Origin of the sequence: uncultured Leifsonia sp. (assembly GCF_945957465.1) — a bacterium.
GTDB lineage: Bacteria > Actinomycetota > Actinomycetes > Actinomycetales > Microbacteriaceae > Leifsonia.
Genome location: NZ_CAMFLC010000001.1, coordinates 213,635 through 229,104 on the forward strand (window position 1 = coordinate 213,635; position 15,470 = coordinate 229,104).

The following is a 15,470-nucleotide window of genomic DNA, read 5'->3' on the forward strand; positions in this document are numbered from 1 at the left end:
CGTGTCCTCGACGTCGACTAGACGACGACGTCGAGAATACGGTCGGCCACCGACAGCTTGCTCCCCGAGGCCTCCATCACTATATCGCCGCCCTTGCGCAGCACCACGACCTCGTTGCTCTCCGTTGCGAACCCCTGCTCCCAGCCCACCTGGTTGAGCACGAGGAAGTCGCTGCCCTTGGCCGCGAGCTTGGTGCGGCCGAGCTCGATCAGCGTCGAGGGGTCGGGCTCGGTCTCCGCCGCGAACCCCACGACGACCTGGCCCTCCGGGCGGTTGGCCGAGAGGCCGGCGAGGATGTCGGGGTTGGCGACCAGCTCGATGCTCAGGGTCTCGCCCGCCTCGGACTTCTTGATCTTGGCGTCGCGCGTCACAGCGGGCCGGTAGTCGGCGACCGCCGCCGTCATCACCACGATGTCGGCCGATCTCGCCGCTTCGGTCACGGCCTCCTGCAGCTCGAGCGCGGTCTGCACCTCGACCAGTTCGACGCCCTCGGGAGGGTCGACTTCGAGGTGCGCGGCGATCAGCATCACGTCGGCGCCGCGGGCCTGCGCAGCGGCGGCCACGGCGACGCCCTGGCGTCCGCTCGAACGGTTGCCGAGGAATCGGACCGGGTCCAGCGGCTCGCGTGTGCCACCCGCCGTGACGACGATGCGCTTGCCCGCCAGATCGACACCCCCGCGCGGAAGGCGGGAGGCGTCGTTCGCACGCCGCCGCTCGGAGAGCACGACGACGTCGGCGACCGGCTCGGGCACCGCGGCGACCGCGAGCCGCGGCGAGATCCCCGCCGCGCGCAGCGCCGCCCGCACGATCACGTCGGGCTCTTCCATTCGGCCGGGCCCGGAGTCGGCGCCCGTGAGCTGACCGGAGGCCGGCCCGACCACCGTGACGCCGCGGCTGCGCAGGGTGGCGACGTTGGCCACCGTGGCCGGATTGCGCCACATCTCGGTGTGCATCGCCGGCGCGACGACCAGCGGCGCCGTCGATGCGAGCACGGTGTTGCCGAGCAGATCGTCGGCGAGGCCGGCGGCCAGCTTGGCCAGCGTGTTGGCCGTGGCGGGCGCGATGACGATGAGGTCGGCCGATTGGCCGATGGCCACGTGCCGCACCTCGGCGACGCCCTCGTAGAGGTCGGTCGCCACGGGGTTGCGGCTGATCGCCTCGAGCGTCGGGCGCCCGACGAACCGCAGGGCGGCCTCCGTCGCGACGACGTGGACCGAGTGGCCCTCGAGCACCAGGGCGCGGATCACGCCGACGGCCTTATACGCGGCGATGCCGCCGGTCACTCCGACGACGATGGTCAATCGTGGGCTCACGGCGGCATCTCCTATCGGCCGGATGTCCGGCTGCGATCGTGCGGCTGCTCTGGGCGCGCTGGCCTTCGGCGCTGTCTCCGAAGCGCCGGGTCAGCGGCTCTCGGCCTGCGGGAACTCGGTCGTCCGGGTCACTCCGCGGCGATCGGCTTGATGACGAGCTTGTCCTCGTTGATCTCGTGCAGCGCGACCGAGAGCGGCTTGTCGTCGACCGACGAGTCGACCAGCGGGCCGACGTTGTCGAACAGGCTGCCCTCGTGGAGGTCGGCGTAGTAGTCGTTGATCTGACGCGCGCGCTTGGACGCGAAGATGACGAGCGCGTACTTGGACTCGACACGAGCCAGGAGGTCGTCGATGGGCGGGTCGATGATGCCGTTGTTGGTGGTTGCCATGCGGAAACCCTCTCTTTCGTGCGTCCACTCCTCGGCACGAGGCGCGGAAGACTGGTGGGTGAGCGCCTGGTGCGGCGCGACACGGTTCGGTCTGAGACTGGCGGTCTACGGGCGCGACGGCGCCGCGCGGACATTCATCAAGTCTACGACCTCGCGAGCGGCATCGGCGACCGTGTGGTTGACCACCCGGTAGTCGAACTCGTCCTGAGCGGCCAGCTCGACCTTGGCGGTCTCCAGCCGGCGCTGCTGCTCCGTCGCGTCCTCGGTGCCGCGGCCGATGAGCCGCCGCACCAGCTCCTCCCACGTCGGCGGAAGCAGGAAGATCAGCCGCGCTTCCGGCATCGACTCGCGCACCTGCCTGGCCCCCTGGAGGTCGATCTCCAGCAGCACGCTCCTGCCCTGTTCCAGCGCGTCCTCGATCGGGGCACGCGGCGTGCCGTAGCGGTAGGCGTTGTGCACGGTCGCGTGCTCCAGCAGCTCGCCCTCGGCGATCATGCGATCGAACTCGGCGTCGTCGACGAAGTAGTAGTTGACGCCGTCGACCTCGCCGGGGCGCGGCGCGCGCGTGGTGGCCGACACCGAGAGGAGGACGTCCGGGTAGTTCTCGCGGATGTACGTCGAGACCGTGCCCTTGCCGACGGCGGTCGGACCGGCGAGGACGACCAGCTGGTTGCGCCGCCGGCCGGCGCGGTTCTCCCGCTCGATCAGGAACTCCCGCAGCTTGAGACGCTGATGGCGGCCGAGACCGCCGAGACGCTTGGCCGGCGAGATCGCCAGCCTCTGCAACGCCTCCTGCATCTTGGTCGTCCCGATCGCCGGCACGCTGAGCAGGAACTCCGTGACGCGCAGCCGCCCCTCGACCCCGTCGGGGGCCGCGGTCGCGCGGTCGAGGATCACGAGCGGGGACACCTCGCGGGCGGCGATCGCGTTCTTCACGGCCGCGCGCGCCCGACGCGCCGCCACCGCCGCGGCCGAGGCGGCCGCCCGGTCGACCTCCGGAGGCGCCGGGCGGCGGGACGCCGTGTGCTCGGCAGCCGATTCAGCCATGGCCGGCGAGCACCTCCTCGGCGCGGCGCTCGATCGCGCCCGCCAGACCGTCGGGGCCCGCACCCAGGAGGCCGCGGGATTCGCTGACGATCACACCGGGCGCGAACGACCCGAACAGCCGGGCCATGTCTTCGACTCGTGCGCCCTGGTGGCCGAAGCCGGGGGCGAGCACCGGGAAGGCCGGCTGGACGGAGACGGCCGTGTCGATGCCGTAGTCGCCCAGCGCGACCGTGGCGCCGAGCACCAGGCCGACGGTGCCGAAGGGATGCGGAGGCTGCTCCTGATTGAACGCGTGCACGTCTTCGATGATCGCACGGGCGACGCTCGCGCCGGCGTGCGCGCCCGAGTGGACCAGGGCCTGCTGCAGCTCCGCCGCCTCAGGGTTGGAGGTCGCGGCCAACACGAACAGCCCCTTGCCGGTGCGCTCGGCCAGGCTCATCGGCTCGGCGAGCGACCCGACTCCCTGGAAGGCGGCGACGGTGAGGGCGTCGGCCTCCAGCGGCGACCCGGGCGTCAGCCACGCCTCGCCGTAGGCCGCGACGCTCGTGCCGATGTCTCCGCGTTTCGCGTCGGCGATCACCAGCAGCCCCGCTGCACGGGCCTCGCGGATGACCTCTTCGAGCACCGCGTAGCCCGCGGACCCGAAGCGCTCGAAGAACGCGACCTGCGGCTTGACGATGCCGGCGCGGCCTGCGGCCGCCTCGACGACGCGCAGACCGAATTCGCGCAGTCCGGCGGCCGAGGCCGGAAGGCCCCACTCGCCCAGGAGATGCCGGTGCGGATCGATCCCCACGCACAGTCGGCCGCGCTCGGCGAACACGCCGGAAAGGCGGTCGCCGAACGACGGCGCTGCGGTCGTGCGGTCGGTCACGCGCGCGCGGCCCTCTGCACGGCGTACTCCTGCAAAGACGTCACCTCGAAGCCCTCGCGCACCGCGTCGAGCGACGCCACGGCCGCGCTCAGCTCGGCGATCGTGGTGAAGAGCGGCTTGTCGCCCGCCACCGCCGCCGCTCGGATCTCGTAGCCGTCGGCGCGCGCCGAGCGACCGCTCGGCGTGTTGATCACGACGTCCACCTCGTTGCGCGTGATGAGCCCCACGACCGAGTCCTCCTCGGGCGCCTCGCTGAACTTGCGGACGACGCGCGCGGCGATCCCGTTGCGGTTGAGCACCTCGGCGGTGCCCTCGGTGGCGACGATGTCGTAGCCGAGCTGCTTGAGCCGCAGCACCGGCAGCACGATCGCGCGCTTGTCGCGATCGGAGACCGACACGAACACGGTGCCCGCCAGCGGCATGCCGCCGTACGCCGCGGCCTGGCTCTTCGCGAACGCGGTCGGGAAGTCGCGGTCGATGCCCATGACCTCACCGGTGGAGCGCATCTCCGGGCCGAGCACCGAGTCGACGATCTTGCCTTCGCGCGTGCGGAAGCGTTTGAACGGGAGCACCGCCTCCTTGACGGCGACCGGCGAGTCCATCGGGATCACCGAACCGTCGGTCTCGGGCAGGAGTCCTTCGGCGATCAGGCCCGTGATCGTGTCGCCGACCATGATCCGCGAGGCCGCCTTGGCGAGCGGGATGCCGAGCGCCTTCGAGACGAAGGGCACCGTCCGCGAGGCGCGCGGGTTGGCCTCCAGCACGTAGAGAACGCCCGCGCCGATCGCGAACTGCACGTTGAGCAGGCCGCGAACGCCGATGCCTTCGGCGATCTTCTGCGTCGCCTCGCGCACGCGGTCGATCTCGCGACGGCCGAGAGTGATCGGAGGCAACGTGCAGCTGGAGTCGCCGGAATGGATACCGGCCTCCTCGATGTGCTCCATGACGCCGCCGATGTAGAGCCTCTCGCCGTCGAAGAGGGCATCGACGTCGATCTCGATCGCGTCGTCGAGGAAGCGGTCGACCAGCAGCGGGTGCGCCGGGCCCACGATCCCCTGACCGGCGACGCGGTCGAAGTAGTCCGCGAGCGAGGCCGTGTCGTAGACGATCTCCATGCCGCGGCCGCCGAGCACGAAGCTCGGCCGCACCAGCACCGGGTAGCCGATCTGCTCCGCCGCGTGCGCGGCGCTCGGGAAGTCGATCGCCGTGCCGTTGCGCGGCGCCAGCAGCCCGGCGTTCTCCAGGATCTCGGCGAACAGACCGCGCTCCTCCGCGAGGTCGATCGCCTCCGGCGTCGTGCCCAGGATGGGGACGCCCGCGGCCTCGAGGCCCTTCGCCAGGCCGAGCGCCGTCTGGCCGCCCAGCTGGACGACGACACCGACCAGCTCACCGGACTGCGACTCCGCGTGGATGACCTCCAGCACATCCTCGAGCGTCAGCGGCTCGAAGTACAGGCGGTCGGAGGTGTCATAGTCGGTCGACACGGTCTCCGGGTTGCAGTTGATCATGATGGTCTCGAACCCGGCGTCGTGCAGGGCGAAGGAGGCGTGCACGCACGAGTAGTCGAACTCCACGCCCTGGCCGATGCGGTTCGGGCCGGAGCCGAGGATGACGACCTTGCGGGCGTCGCTCGGCGCGACCTCGGTCTCCTCGTCGTAGCTCGAGTAGTGGTACGGCGTCAGCGCGGGGAACTCGCCTGCGCAGGTGTCGACCGTCTTGTACACCGGGCGCACACCGAGAATGTGCCGCACTTCGCGGACATCGGCCTCGCCGAAGCCGCGCAGCTCGCCGATCTGGGCGTCGGAGAAACCGTGGTCCTTGGCGTACCGCAGCGTGTCGGTGTCGAGCGTCTCGGCGGCCCTGATCTGCTCGGCCACTTCGTTGATGAGGACGATCTGGTCGATGAACCACGGGTCGATCTTGGTGGCCTCGAAGACCTGCTCCGGCGTCGCGCCCGAGCGCAGGGCCTGCTGCACGTCGACGATCCGGCCGTCGGTGGGCGTGGCGATCGACTCCAGCAGCTCCTCCACCGAGCGCGGCTCGGGACCCCAATGGAACGACGATCCCCGCTTCTCCAGCGAGCGGAGCGCTTTCTGCAACGCGCTCGTGAAGCTGCGGCCGATCGCCATGGCCTCGCCGACCGACTTCATGGTCGTGGTCAGCGTCGGGTCGGCGGCCGGGAACTTCTCGAACGCGAATCGCGGAACCTTGACGACGACGTAGTCCAGCGTCGGCTCGAAGCTCGCCGGCGTGACCTGGGTGATGTCGTTGGGGATCTCGTCGAGGCGGTAGCCGATCGCGAGCTTGGCCGCGATCTTGGCGATCGGGAAACCGGTCGCCTTGGAGGCCAGCGCCGACGAGCGGGAGACGCGCGGGTTCATCTCGATGACGATGATGCGGCCGTTCTCGGGGTTGACCGCGAACTGGATGTTGCAGCCGCCGGTGTCGACGCCCACCGCGCGGATGATGTCGATGCCGATGTCGCGCAGCTTCTGGTATTCGCGGTCGGTGAGGGTGAGCGCCGGCGCGACCGTGATCGAGTCGCCGGTGTGCACGCCGACCGGGTCGACGTTCTCGATCGAGCAGACGACCACCGTGTTGTCGGAGGCGTCGCGCATCAACTCGAGCTCGTACTCCTTCCAGCCCAGGATGGACTCCTCGAGGAGCACCTCGCTGGTCGGGCTCTGGTGGATGCCGTCGCCGGCGATGCGGCGCAGGTCCTCCGGGGTGTGGGCGAAGCCCGACCCGAGACCGCCCATGGTGAAGGAGGGGCGCACGACCAGCGGGTAGCCGAGGTCCTCCGCGTACTCCAGCGCCTCCTCCACGGTGTGCGCGATGTGGGAGCGTGCCACCTCGGCGCCGGCCTCGACGACCAGGTCTTTGAAGATCTGGCGGTCCTCGCCCTTGCGGATGGCCTCGAACTTGGCGCCGATCAGCTCGACGCCGTACTTCTCGAGGATGCCGTGCTCATGCAGCTGCATGGCGGCGTTCAGCGCGGTCTGACCTCCCAGGGTGGGCAGGATGGCGTCCGGCTTCTCCTTGGCGATGATGGTCTCGATGACCTCCCACGTGATCGGCTCGACGTAGGTCGCGTCGGCGAAATCGGGGTCGGTCATGATCGTGGCCGGGTTCGAGTTGACCAGGATGACGCGCACGCCCTCCTGCTTGAGCACCCGGCACGCCTGGGTGCCGGAGTAGTCGAACTCGCAGGCCTGGCCGATGACGATCGGTCCGGATCCGATGACCAGGACGGAGTGGATGTCGTCGCGTTTGGGCATCAGTCGTTGCCTTCCTGGGTCGTGTCGTCGTGCGATGCGGCCTCGCGGGCGTGGATCATCTCGAGGAACCGGTCGAAGAGGTAGTTGGCGTCGTGCGGGCCGGCGGCGGCCTCCGGGTGGTACTGCACGCTGAAGGCGTTGATGTCGAGGCAGTTCAGCCCCTCGACGACCTGGTCGTTGAGGCTGAAGTGGCTGACCTCCACCGCGCCGAAGCCGGCCGGCGAGTCGAAGGTCCCGTCGATTGGCGCCTTCACGGCGAAGCCGTGGTTCTGCGCCGTGATCTCGACCCGGCCCGTGCGCTTGTCGAGCACCGGCTGGTTGATGCCGCGGTGGCCGAACGGCAGCTTGTAGGTGGTGAGCCCGAGCGCGCGGCCGAGCAGCTGGTTGCCGAAGCAGATGCCGAAGTACGGCAGCCCGGCACGCAGTGTCTCCTGGAGGAGGGCGACGTGCTTGTCGGAGGCCTGCGGGTCTCCGGGGCCGTTCGAGAAGAACAGCGCCGACGGATTCAGGCTGAGCACGTGCTCGGCCGTGACCTGCTGCGGGAGGACGTGCACGTCGAGGCCGCGGGCCGCGAGGTTCTCGAGGGTCGACTTCTTGACGCCGAGATCGAGCACGGCGACCGAGCCGATGCGCTCGCCGACCGCCGGCATCGTGTAGGGCTCGACCGTGGAGACCTCCGCCGAGAGGTTCCGGCCGGACATTTTCGCGCCCGAGAGGACGAGCTCCAGCTGCTCCGAGTCGCTCAGCCCGAAGTCGTCGCCGGAGAAGATCCCGGCACGCATCGCGCCCGCCGACCGGATGTGCCGGGTGACCGCCCGGGTGTCGATGCCGCTGATGCCCACGACGCCCTGCTCGACGAGGTCGTCGTCGAGGCTGCGCTGGGCGCGGAAGCTGGAGACCACGCGGCTGGGCTCGCGGACGACGAAGCCGTCCACCCAGATGCGACGCGACTCCATGTCCTCGTCGTTGGTGCCGGTGTTGCCGATGTGGGGCGCCGTCATCAAGACGATCTGCCCCGCGTACGACGGGTCGGTCAGGGTCTCCTGATAGCCGGTCATGCCGGTCGCGAAGACCGCCTCGCCGAGTGTGCGGCCACGGGCGCCGTACGCCCTGCCCACATAGCGCTTCCCGTCTTCGAGGACGAGGACGGCGGGTTCTGCTGCGGCCACGTCACACCTCCCTTTCGGTGCTGTCGCCCGGCGTGCTGGCCGCCGGGATGATGTCGTCGACAGCCGCGGTCAACCGACCGCGGCCGGCCGGGTCCACGACCCGGAAGTAGCTGTCGGCGGCCACGCCGCCGCTGGTGGTCCAGCAGAGGCGGACCAGGCCGTCGCGCTCCACGACCCGGTCGATCGCGACCGTGGAGGCACCGACGCCGGTGAGCGAGGCGGCGGGGATGAACACGGGGTCTTCCCCGGTCACCCGCAGTTGCACGCCGTCGGACGAGACGTCGACCGTGCCGCGCCCCCGGTAGGCGAGCCCCGGCAGCGCCAGACGCTCGAGCGGCTCGCCCGCCTTGGTCGTCGCGACGTAGAGCACCTCGGAGGACGCGGTCGCGGCCGAGAGGCTCTGCGGCGCCGGATAGCCGCCACCTGCCGGTGCGTCGCGTCGCACCCGGCGGCGCCAGCCGACGATCGCGAGCGCGAGCACCACGATGACGACGAGCAGGATACCGATCGTGGGCAGGAGCTTATCCACGGGCCACCCCCAGCTCCTCGACGACGACGCCGTCGAGGACCGTCGCGTACCCGCGGTGGAACGTGGCGTGGACGCGTCCGGGGAGCGTCATCGACAGGTACGGGGAGTTCACGCCCTTGCCGGCGAGGTCGCCGGTGGAGAACGCACGCGACGCGGCCGGGTCGTACAGGAAGAGCTCTGCGGGGGCTCCCGCCTCGAGCGGGAGGCCGTGGCCGCGCAGGCGGCCGATGCGCGCCGGAGCCGACGAGAGCACGCGCGCGATGTCGGTCCACCCGAGCAGGCCGGTGTCGACGACGGAGGCCTGGACGACCGAGAGGGCGGACTCCAGCCCCACCATGCCGAACGCGGCCGCATCCCACTCGCAGTCCTTCGACTCCACCGGGTGCGGAGCGTGGTCGGTCGCGACGATGTCGATGGTTCCGTCGGCGAGACCGGCGCGCAGCGCTTCGACATCCTCCGCGCGGCGCAGCGGCGGATTCACCTTGTACCGGGCGTCGTAGCCCGACGCCAGCTCCTCCGTCAGCAGGAGGTGGTGCGGGGTGACCTCGGCCGTGACGTCGACGCCGCGGGCCTTTGCCCAGCGGATGACGTCCACCGAGCCGGCGGTGGAGACGTGGCAGACGTGCAGGCGCGAGCCGACGTGCTCGGCGAGGAGCACATCGCGGGCGATGATCGACTCTTCCGCGACCGCCGGCCACCCGGCGAGACCGAGCTCTCCGGACAGCGCGCCCTCGTTCATCTGCGCGCCCTCGGTGAGCCGCGGCTCCTGGGCGTGCTGGGCGATGACGCCGCCGAACGCCTTGACGTACTCCAGCGCGCGGCGCATCAGCAGCGGGTCGGAGACGCACTTGCCGTCGTCCGAGAACACGCGCACTCCGGCTCGCGAGTCGGCCATGGCGCCCAACTCGGCGAGCCGCTCCCCCGCCAGGCCGACGGTCACCGCACCGATCGGCTGCACGGTGGCGTACCCGGCGGCCTCGCCGAGGCTGAGCACCTGCTCCACCACCCCGGCGGTATCGGCGACCGGGGAGGTGTTCGCCATCGGGAAGACCGCGGTGAAGCCTCCCGCCGCCGCGGCGCGTGTGCCCGTCAGGACGGTCTCGCTCTGCTCGTAGCCGGGCTCGCGCAGATGCGTGTGCAGGTCGACCAGACCCGGCAGCGCGATCAGACCGTCGGCATCGATCACCGTGGCGCCGACGGAAGCCGCATCGGAGCCGGTCGCGGCGATCCGGCCGTCGGCGAGCAGGAGGTCGGTGCGCGTGCCATCGGCCAGGGAGGCGCCCCGGATCAGATATCTCTCGGTCATCACCCTGTCGCTCTCGTCCACACCGTCGCTCATCGCACACCGCCGTTCGCCGGTGGCTCCTCATTCGTCTTCTGGCCGTCGCGGTCGCCACCGGACAGCAGCAGGTACAGCGCCGCCATTCGCACGGACACACCGTTGGCGACCTGCTCCCGCACCGTCGACCGCGGCGAGTCGGCGGCGGCCGCCGAGATCTCCAGCCCGCGGTTCATCGGTCCGGGATGCATGACAATGCTATCCGGCCGCAGCCGGCCGAGCCGCTCCTCGTCGAGCCCCCAGCGCCGGGCGTACTCGCGCTCCGTCGGGAAGTACGCGGCGTGCATGCGCTCGCCCTGGATGCGGAGCATCATCACGACATCCGGCTCGGCGTCGAGCGCGCGGTCGAGGTCGTAGCCGATCGTCGCCGGCCAGCTCGACACGTCCACCGGAAGCAGCGTGGGCGGAGCGACGAGGCTCACGTGCGCACCGAGGGTCCGCAGCAGCCACACGTTGGAGCGTGCCACCCGCGAGTGCAGGATGTCGCCGACGATCGTCACCGTCACGCCGTCGAGGTCCTTGCCCCGCGACGCGCCGCCGTGCAGCCGGCGCCGCATGGTGAAGGCGTCGAGCAGCGCCTGCGTCGGATGCTCGTGCATCCCGTCACCCGCGTTCAGCACGCCGGCGTCGATCCAGCCGCTGGTCGCGAGCGTCTGCGGCGCCCCGGACGCGCTGTGCCGCACCACGACCGCGTCCGCGCCCATCGCCGCGAGCGTCTGGGCGGTGTCTTTCAGGCTCTCGCCCTTCGACACGCTCGAGCCTTTGGCGGAGAAGTTGATCACGTCCGCCGAGAGCCGCTTGGCGGCGGCCTCGAACGAGATGCGCGTGCGGGTGGAATCCTCGAAGAAGAGGTTCACGACCGTCTTGCCACGCAGCGTCGGCAGCTTCTTGACCTCCCGGTCCTGCACGTCCGCCATGTCCTCTGCCACGTCGAGCAGTGCGATGGCGTCGTCGCGAGACAGGGTCTTGGTGCTGAGCAGGTGCCTCACGCGCCGGCCTCCTCGATCGTCACCGATTCCTCCCCGTCGATCTCGTCCAGCCGCACGTAGATGCGCTCCGCCGCCGCCGACGGCAGGTTCTTGCCGACGAAGTCGGCGCGGATGGGGAGCTCGCGGTGTCCCCGGTCCACCAGCACCGCGAGGCGGACGGCCCGCGGCCTCCCCAGGTCGCTGAGCGCGTCGAGCGCCGCCCGGATCGTGCGGCCCGAGAACAGCACGTCGTCCACGAGCACGACCGTCCGGCCGTCGATCGGGCCCGGCAACGAGGTCGGCTGCGGGGCTCGCGTGGGATGCCGCGACAGGTCGTCGCGGTACATCGTCACATCGAGCGAGCCGACGATCTCGTCGGGAGAAGCGACCGACTGCGGCTCGATGCGCTGGATGTTCTCGGCGATCCGCCGGGCGAGCACGACGCCGCGCGTCGGGATCCCGAGGACCACCAGATCGTTCGTACCCCGGTTGGACTCCAGGATCTCGTGGGAGATCCGAGTCAACGCCCGGGCGATGTCAGCCTGCTGCAGCACAGTGCGCGCTGTCACGCCGACCTCCTTCCCCGCCTCACAGGACGGCTGTTAAAGGATGCCAATTGAGTCGAGCCTAGCAGGAGCTGCGCCGCTCAGCGCCCGAGGAAGCTCGCGAACTCCTTCTCGTCGCTGATCGACCCGGTGTACTGCTTGCCGTTCAGCAGCACGGTCGGCGTGCCCTGGATGGTGTCGAGCACCTTCTTGCCGTCGACCGTGATCGGACCCGACTGCGAGTGCGCGGTGTTCGCCTGTGCCCACGCCTGATACGGCCCGCTGCGGTCGATGCAACCTGAGATGTCGGAGATGCCGAGGTCGTCGGCACGCTTGGCCAGCTCTTTGTCGGTCAGCCCGTTGGAGTTCTCTTCGGGCTGGTTCGTGAAGAGCGCCTGATAGTAGTCGAGAACACGGTTGGGGTCGTGCACGCCGACGCACACCAGCGCCGCGGCCGCGCGCGTGGAGTAGCCGGTGCCGTTCGACGCGCGGTCGAGGAAGGTCAGCGGGTGCAGGCGCAGTGTGATCGCGCCGTCCCGGACGGCGTTCGACAGCGTCTCGCCGTTCGTCTTCTCGAAGGCGCCGCACACCGGGCACATCGCATCGAACCAGATGTCCACCTTCTTCGAGCCGGTGCCGGCCGCGACGACGCCGCCGTCGAAATCGACGGCGCCGTCTGTGCCCGTCGGCGGTTTCGCCGTCGCGACGGGCACGTTCGAGTTGCCGCCGAGGAGCGAGCAGGACGCGACGCCCGCTGTCACTGCGACCGCGAGCGAGGCGGCCGCGACGATCCGCGCGAACCTGCTCCGCGTCCTCATGCGCGCTGCGGGCGGTTCTGCGCGATCTTGGCGAGCAGTCCGTTCACGAAGCCGGCCGAGTCGTCCGTCGAGAGCACGGTCGCCGCCTCCACGGCCTCCGAGATCGCGACACCGTCGGGAACCTCGTCGTTGAACAGCAACTCCCAGACGCCGATGCGCAGGATCGCGCGATCGACAGCCGGCATCCGGGCAAGGGTCCAGCCCTGCGCGTACGTCTCGATCTGCTCGTCGATCTCGTCCTGGTGGTCGATCACGCCGTCGACGATCTCCCGCGCGTACAGCCACGACGCCTCGCGCGTAGGCTCGTTCGCGGCACGCTCCGCCTCGGCGGCCAGCGCCTGCGGCAGCGTCAACTGCCGCAGGTCGGCGCTGAACAGCACGTCGAGCGCGCGCTTGCGCGCCTTGGTCCTCGCGCTCACTAGTCGTTGACGCGGCCGAGGTAGTCGCCGCTGCGGGTGTCGACCTTGACCTTGGTGCCGGTCTCGAGGAACAGCGGGACCTGGATCTGGTAGCCGGTCTCGACGGTCGCCGGCTTGGTGCCGCCGGTCGAGCGGTCGCCCTGGAGGCCCGGCTCAGTGTAGGTGATCTCGAGAACGACCGACGCCGGCAGCTCGACGTAGAGCGGCGAGCCCTCGTGCAGCGCGACCGTGACGTTCTGGTTCTCGAGCATGAAGTTGGCGGCGTCGCCGACGACCGGGCCGGGAATGGTGATCTGGTCGTAGTCGCTGGTGTCCATGAACACGAAGTCCGCGCCGTCCTGGTACAGGTACTGGTAGTCACGGCGGTCGACGTTGGTGATCTCGATCTTCGCACCGGCGTTGTAGGTGCGGTCGACCGTCTTGCCGGTGGTGACGTTCTTCAGCTTCGTGCGGACGAACGCTCCACCCTTGCCCGGCTTGACATGCTGGAACTCGATGACGCTCCAGAGCTGTCCGTCGATGTTGAGGACGATGCCGTTCTTGATGTCAGCGGTCGATGCCATGCGCGAGTTCCATTCGGTTTGCGGAAGATTCGGGTGGATGCGGCGCTCGGCACCGTCCACGGAGGGCTCGGCGTGCGGAGCCCCACAAGATTCTAGACGTCAGCGCGCGTTTCGGCGAATGAAGGCCAGTGCCAGCCGGTACGACTCGAACCCGAACCCGGCGATCACGCCCGTCGACACCGCGCTGATGACGCTCGTGTGCCGGAACTCCTCCCGGGCGTGCGGGTTCGACAGGTGCACCTCGACGACCGTGCCTCCGGCCTTCGTCACCAGGGAGACCGCGTCGCGCAGCGCATACGAGTAGTGCGTCCAGGCACCGGCGTTGAGGATGACCGGCGTGCCCGCGTCGGCCGCCTCGTACAGCCAGCCGAGCAACTCGCCCTCGGTGTCGGTCTGGCGGAGGTCGACGTCCAGTTCCGGAGCGTCCGCCTGCAGCACCGTCCGCAGGTCGTCGAGGCTGCCGGCACCGTAGACGTCGGGCTCGCGCGTACCGAGCCGGCCGAGATTGGGTCCATTGAGGACGAGGACGGATGCCATGCCGTTCACCCTACCGATGCGTGGCGATCGGCGTGCGGACGGACGCGCGCAACGGCCACGCCGGGCCCGGCCTCCCACCGCTCGTGCACCGCGGCCATCAGGAGCCGATCTCCTGATACGCCGCGAAGAGCAGGCTCTGGTCGGGGCCCGCGAGGATCGTCGGCCGGGCGAGATCGTCGAGGACGATGAACCGCAACAGGCTCCCCCGCGCCTTCTTGTCGCGCTGCATGGTCGCCAGCAGCGTCTGCCACCGGCCCGCCGGATACGTCGTCGGAAGCGTGAGCGACTCCAGGATCCGGCGATGCCGCTCCACGACCTCATCGCTCAGCCGCCCGCTCAGCCGCGCGAGCTCGGCGGCGAACACCATGCCGACCGACACCGCTGCACCGTGCCGCCACTGGTAGCGCTCCGCGTGCTCGATCGCGTGGCCGAGGGTGTGCCCGTAGTTGAGGATCTCGCGCAGGCCCTGCTCCGTGAAGTCCTCCCCGACCACGCGGGCCTTGATGCCGACCGAGAGCTCGATGAGCCGGCGGAACTCCGGCGACTCGGGGTCGGTCGCGACGTCGACGTCACGCTCGATGATGTCCAGGATCTCCGGCTCGGCGATGAAGCCGTACTTGACGACCTCGGCGAAGCCGGCGAGCAGCTCGTTGCGCCCGAGGGAGGTCAGCGTGTCCAGGTCGCAGACCACTGCGGCCGGCGCGTAGAAGGCGCCGACGAGGTTCTTGCCCTCCGCGGTGTTGATGCCGGTCTTGCCGCCGACAGCGGCATCCACCATGCCCAGCAGCGTGGTCGGCACCTGGACGAGCCGCACGCCGCGCAGCCAGGTGGCCGCAACGAACCCGGCCAGATCGGTCACCGCGCCGCCACCGAAGCCGATCACCGCGTCCGAGCGCGTGAAATCCGCCTGGCCCATGATTCCCCAGAGGAAGGAGGCGACCTCGACGCGCTTCGCTGCCTCGGCGTCCGGCACCTCGGCGAGCAGAACCTCGTACCGGCCGATCAGCGACTCGCGGAGTTCGGCCGCTGCGGCGCCCAGCGTCGGAGGATGCACGACGAGCACCTTGCTCACACCCGGACCGAGGTGCTGGGCGAGCCCGAACCGCAGGCCTCTGCCGATGACGACCGGGTACTGCTCGGCTCCGGCGACGAGGATCTCGGTGGGCTGGTCAGTCATGGGGCTCCTTCTTCGAGGCAGGGTCTTCGATCCAGCGTGCGATCTCATCCACGATGGCGTCGATCGGCCGGGAGGACGTGTCCGCCGTGTAGTCCGCCAGCGACTCGTACAGCGGCCGCCTCGCCTCCACGAGCCGCTTCCACGACTCGACGTCCGTCACGAGAGGCCGCCTGCCGCTCGTGATCCGCGAGGCGATCACCGCGGGCTGCACGGTCAGCAGTACGACGCGCGTCGCCGCCAGGTCATGCCGGGTATCGGGGTCGAGCACGGCCCCGCCACCCAGTGAGACGACGCCGGGTCGCGCCACCGCCTCGGCGACGGCGGCGCGCTCCAGCCTGCGGAAATACGGTTCGCCGTGCTGCGCGAAGATCTCCGCGATCGCGCCGTGCTCCGCTGTCACGACCGCGTCGGTGTCGACGAACGGGAGGTCGAGTCGCCTGGCAAGGCGCTTGCCCAGCCGCGACTTGCCGGCGGCCGGAGGACCGATGAGAACGATCGTCACGGTCGC

Annotated in this window: 16 protein-coding genes; all 16 read right to left on the bottom strand. The window is 70.2% G+C overall.

Annotated features, from left to right (window positions below):
• Positions 1 to 17 precede the first annotated feature (17 nt).
• Entirely contained in the window at positions 18 to 1,301 is a 1,284-nt protein-coding gene (locus Q0Q23_RS00955) for a phosphopantothenate--cysteine ligase family flavoprotein (protein ID WP_295118084.1), read from the bottom strand.
• Positions 1,302 to 1,441: 140 nt separating this feature from the next.
• Positions 1,442 to 1,702, bottom strand: a complete 261-nt coding sequence (rpoZ, locus tag Q0Q23_RS00960) for a DNA-directed RNA polymerase subunit omega (protein WP_295117895.1) — start codon at positions 1,700 to 1,702, stop codon at positions 1,442 to 1,444.
• A gap of 105 nt (positions 1,703 to 1,807) precedes the next feature.
• Complete coding sequence (gene gmk, locus Q0Q23_RS00965) at positions 1,808 to 2,749, bottom strand: guanylate kinase (RefSeq protein WP_295117898.1); 942 nt, start codon at positions 2,747 to 2,749, stop codon at positions 1,808 to 1,810.
• Positions 2,742 to 3,620 (bottom strand): orotidine-5'-phosphate decarboxylase, encoded by an 879-nt coding sequence (gene pyrF, locus Q0Q23_RS00970; protein ID WP_295117901.1) that lies wholly within the window; start codon positions 3,618 to 3,620, stop codon positions 2,742 to 2,744. The genes gmk and pyrF overlap by 8 nt, the downstream gene beginning before the upstream one ends.
• Entirely contained in the window at positions 3,617 to 6,898 is a 3,282-nt protein-coding gene (gene carB, locus Q0Q23_RS00975) for a carbamoyl-phosphate synthase large subunit (RefSeq protein ID WP_295117904.1), read from the bottom strand. The genes pyrF and carB overlap by 4 nt, the downstream gene beginning before the upstream one ends.
• On the bottom strand, positions 6,898 to 8,067 hold the full coding sequence (gene carA / locus Q0Q23_RS00980) for a glutamine-hydrolyzing carbamoyl-phosphate synthase small subunit (RefSeq protein WP_295117907.1): 1,170 nt from the start codon (positions 8,065 to 8,067) through the stop codon (positions 6,898 to 6,900). Before carA ends, carB begins: the two co-directional genes overlap by 1 nt.
• A gap of 1 nt (position 8,068) precedes the next feature.
• Entirely contained in the window at positions 8,069 to 8,596 is a 528-nt protein-coding gene (locus Q0Q23_RS00985) for a hypothetical protein (RefSeq protein ID WP_295117911.1), read from the bottom strand.
• Positions 8,589 to 9,902, bottom strand: coding sequence for a dihydroorotase (locus Q0Q23_RS00990; RefSeq protein ID WP_295118087.1), 1,314 nt, complete (start codon positions 9,900 to 9,902; stop codon positions 8,589 to 8,591). The genes Q0Q23_RS00985 and Q0Q23_RS00990 overlap by 8 nt, the downstream gene beginning before the upstream one ends.
• 29 nt (positions 9,903 to 9,931) lie before the next feature.
• Positions 9,932 to 10,924: an aspartate carbamoyltransferase catalytic subunit gene (locus tag Q0Q23_RS00995; RefSeq protein ID WP_295117914.1), complete on the bottom strand. Its 993-nt coding sequence runs from the start codon at positions 10,922 to 10,924 to the stop codon at positions 9,932 to 9,934.
• Positions 10,921 to 11,472, bottom strand: coding sequence for a bifunctional pyr operon transcriptional regulator/uracil phosphoribosyltransferase PyrR (pyrR, locus tag Q0Q23_RS01000; protein WP_295117917.1), 552 nt, complete (start codon positions 11,470 to 11,472; stop codon positions 10,921 to 10,923). Before pyrR ends, Q0Q23_RS00995 begins: the two co-directional genes overlap by 4 nt.
• Positions 11,473 to 11,549: 77 nt before the next feature.
• Entirely contained in the window at positions 11,550 to 12,266 is a 717-nt protein-coding gene (locus Q0Q23_RS01005) for a thioredoxin domain-containing protein (protein WP_295117920.1), read from the bottom strand.
• Positions 12,263 to 12,685: a transcription antitermination factor NusB gene (gene nusB, locus Q0Q23_RS01010; RefSeq protein ID WP_208039424.1), complete on the bottom strand. Its 423-nt coding sequence runs from the start codon at positions 12,683 to 12,685 to the stop codon at positions 12,263 to 12,265. Before nusB ends, Q0Q23_RS01005 begins: the two co-directional genes overlap by 4 nt.
• The gene (gene efp, locus Q0Q23_RS01015; RefSeq protein WP_055915862.1) at positions 12,685 to 13,248 is read right to left on the bottom strand and encodes an elongation factor P; all 564 of its coding nucleotides are present in this window, start codon (positions 13,246 to 13,248) and stop codon (positions 12,685 to 12,687) included. Before efp ends, nusB begins: the two co-directional genes overlap by 1 nt.
• Positions 13,249 to 13,347: 99 nt before the next feature.
• Positions 13,348 to 13,785 carry a type II 3-dehydroquinate dehydratase gene (locus Q0Q23_RS01020; protein WP_295117927.1) on the bottom strand — a complete coding sequence of 146 codons (438 nt, stop codon included), beginning with the start codon at positions 13,783 to 13,785 and terminating at the stop codon, positions 13,348 to 13,350.
• A 97-nt stretch (positions 13,786 to 13,882) separates the two neighbouring features.
• Positions 13,883 to 14,962, bottom strand: a complete 1,080-nt coding sequence (aroB, locus tag Q0Q23_RS01025) for a 3-dehydroquinate synthase (RefSeq protein ID WP_295117930.1) — start codon at positions 14,960 to 14,962, stop codon at positions 13,883 to 13,885.
• Positions 14,955 to 15,464 (bottom strand): shikimate kinase, encoded by a 510-nt coding sequence (locus Q0Q23_RS01030; protein ID WP_295117933.1) that lies wholly within the window; start codon positions 15,462 to 15,464, stop codon positions 14,955 to 14,957. The genes aroB and Q0Q23_RS01030 overlap by 8 nt, the downstream gene beginning before the upstream one ends.
• Positions 15,465 to 15,470 lie beyond the last annotated feature (6 nt).

Bases quoted from the DNA above. Each gene is read 5' to 3' on its own strand.
- rpoZ (WP_295117895.1), bottom strand. From the start codon at position 1,702: ATGGCAACCACCAACAACGGCATCATCGACCCGCCCATCGACGACCTC.
- gmk (WP_295117898.1), bottom strand. From the start codon at position 2,749: ATGGCTGAATCGGCTGCCGAGCACACGGCGTCCCGCCGCCCGGCGCCT.
- carB (WP_295117904.1), bottom strand. From the start codon at position 6,898: ATGCCCAAACGCGACGACATCCACTCCGTCCTGGTCATCGGATCCGGA.
- Q0Q23_RS00990 (WP_295118087.1), bottom strand. From the start codon at position 9,902: ATGACCGAGAGATATCTGATCCGGGGCGCCTCCCTGGCCGATGGCACG.
- Q0Q23_RS01005 (WP_295117920.1), bottom strand. From the start codon at position 12,266: ATGAGGACGCGGAGCAGGTTCGCGCGGATCGTCGCGGCCGCCTCGCTC.
- efp (WP_055915862.1), bottom strand. From the start codon at position 13,248: ATGGCATCGACCGCTGACATCAAGAACGGCATCGTCCTCAACATCGAC.
- Q0Q23_RS01020 (WP_295117927.1), bottom strand. From the start codon at position 13,785: ATGGCATCCGTCCTCGTCCTCAATGGACCCAATCTCGGCCGGCTCGGT.
- aroB (WP_295117930.1), bottom strand. From the start codon at position 14,962: ATGACTGACCAGCCCACCGAGATCCTCGTCGCCGGAGCCGAGCAGTAC.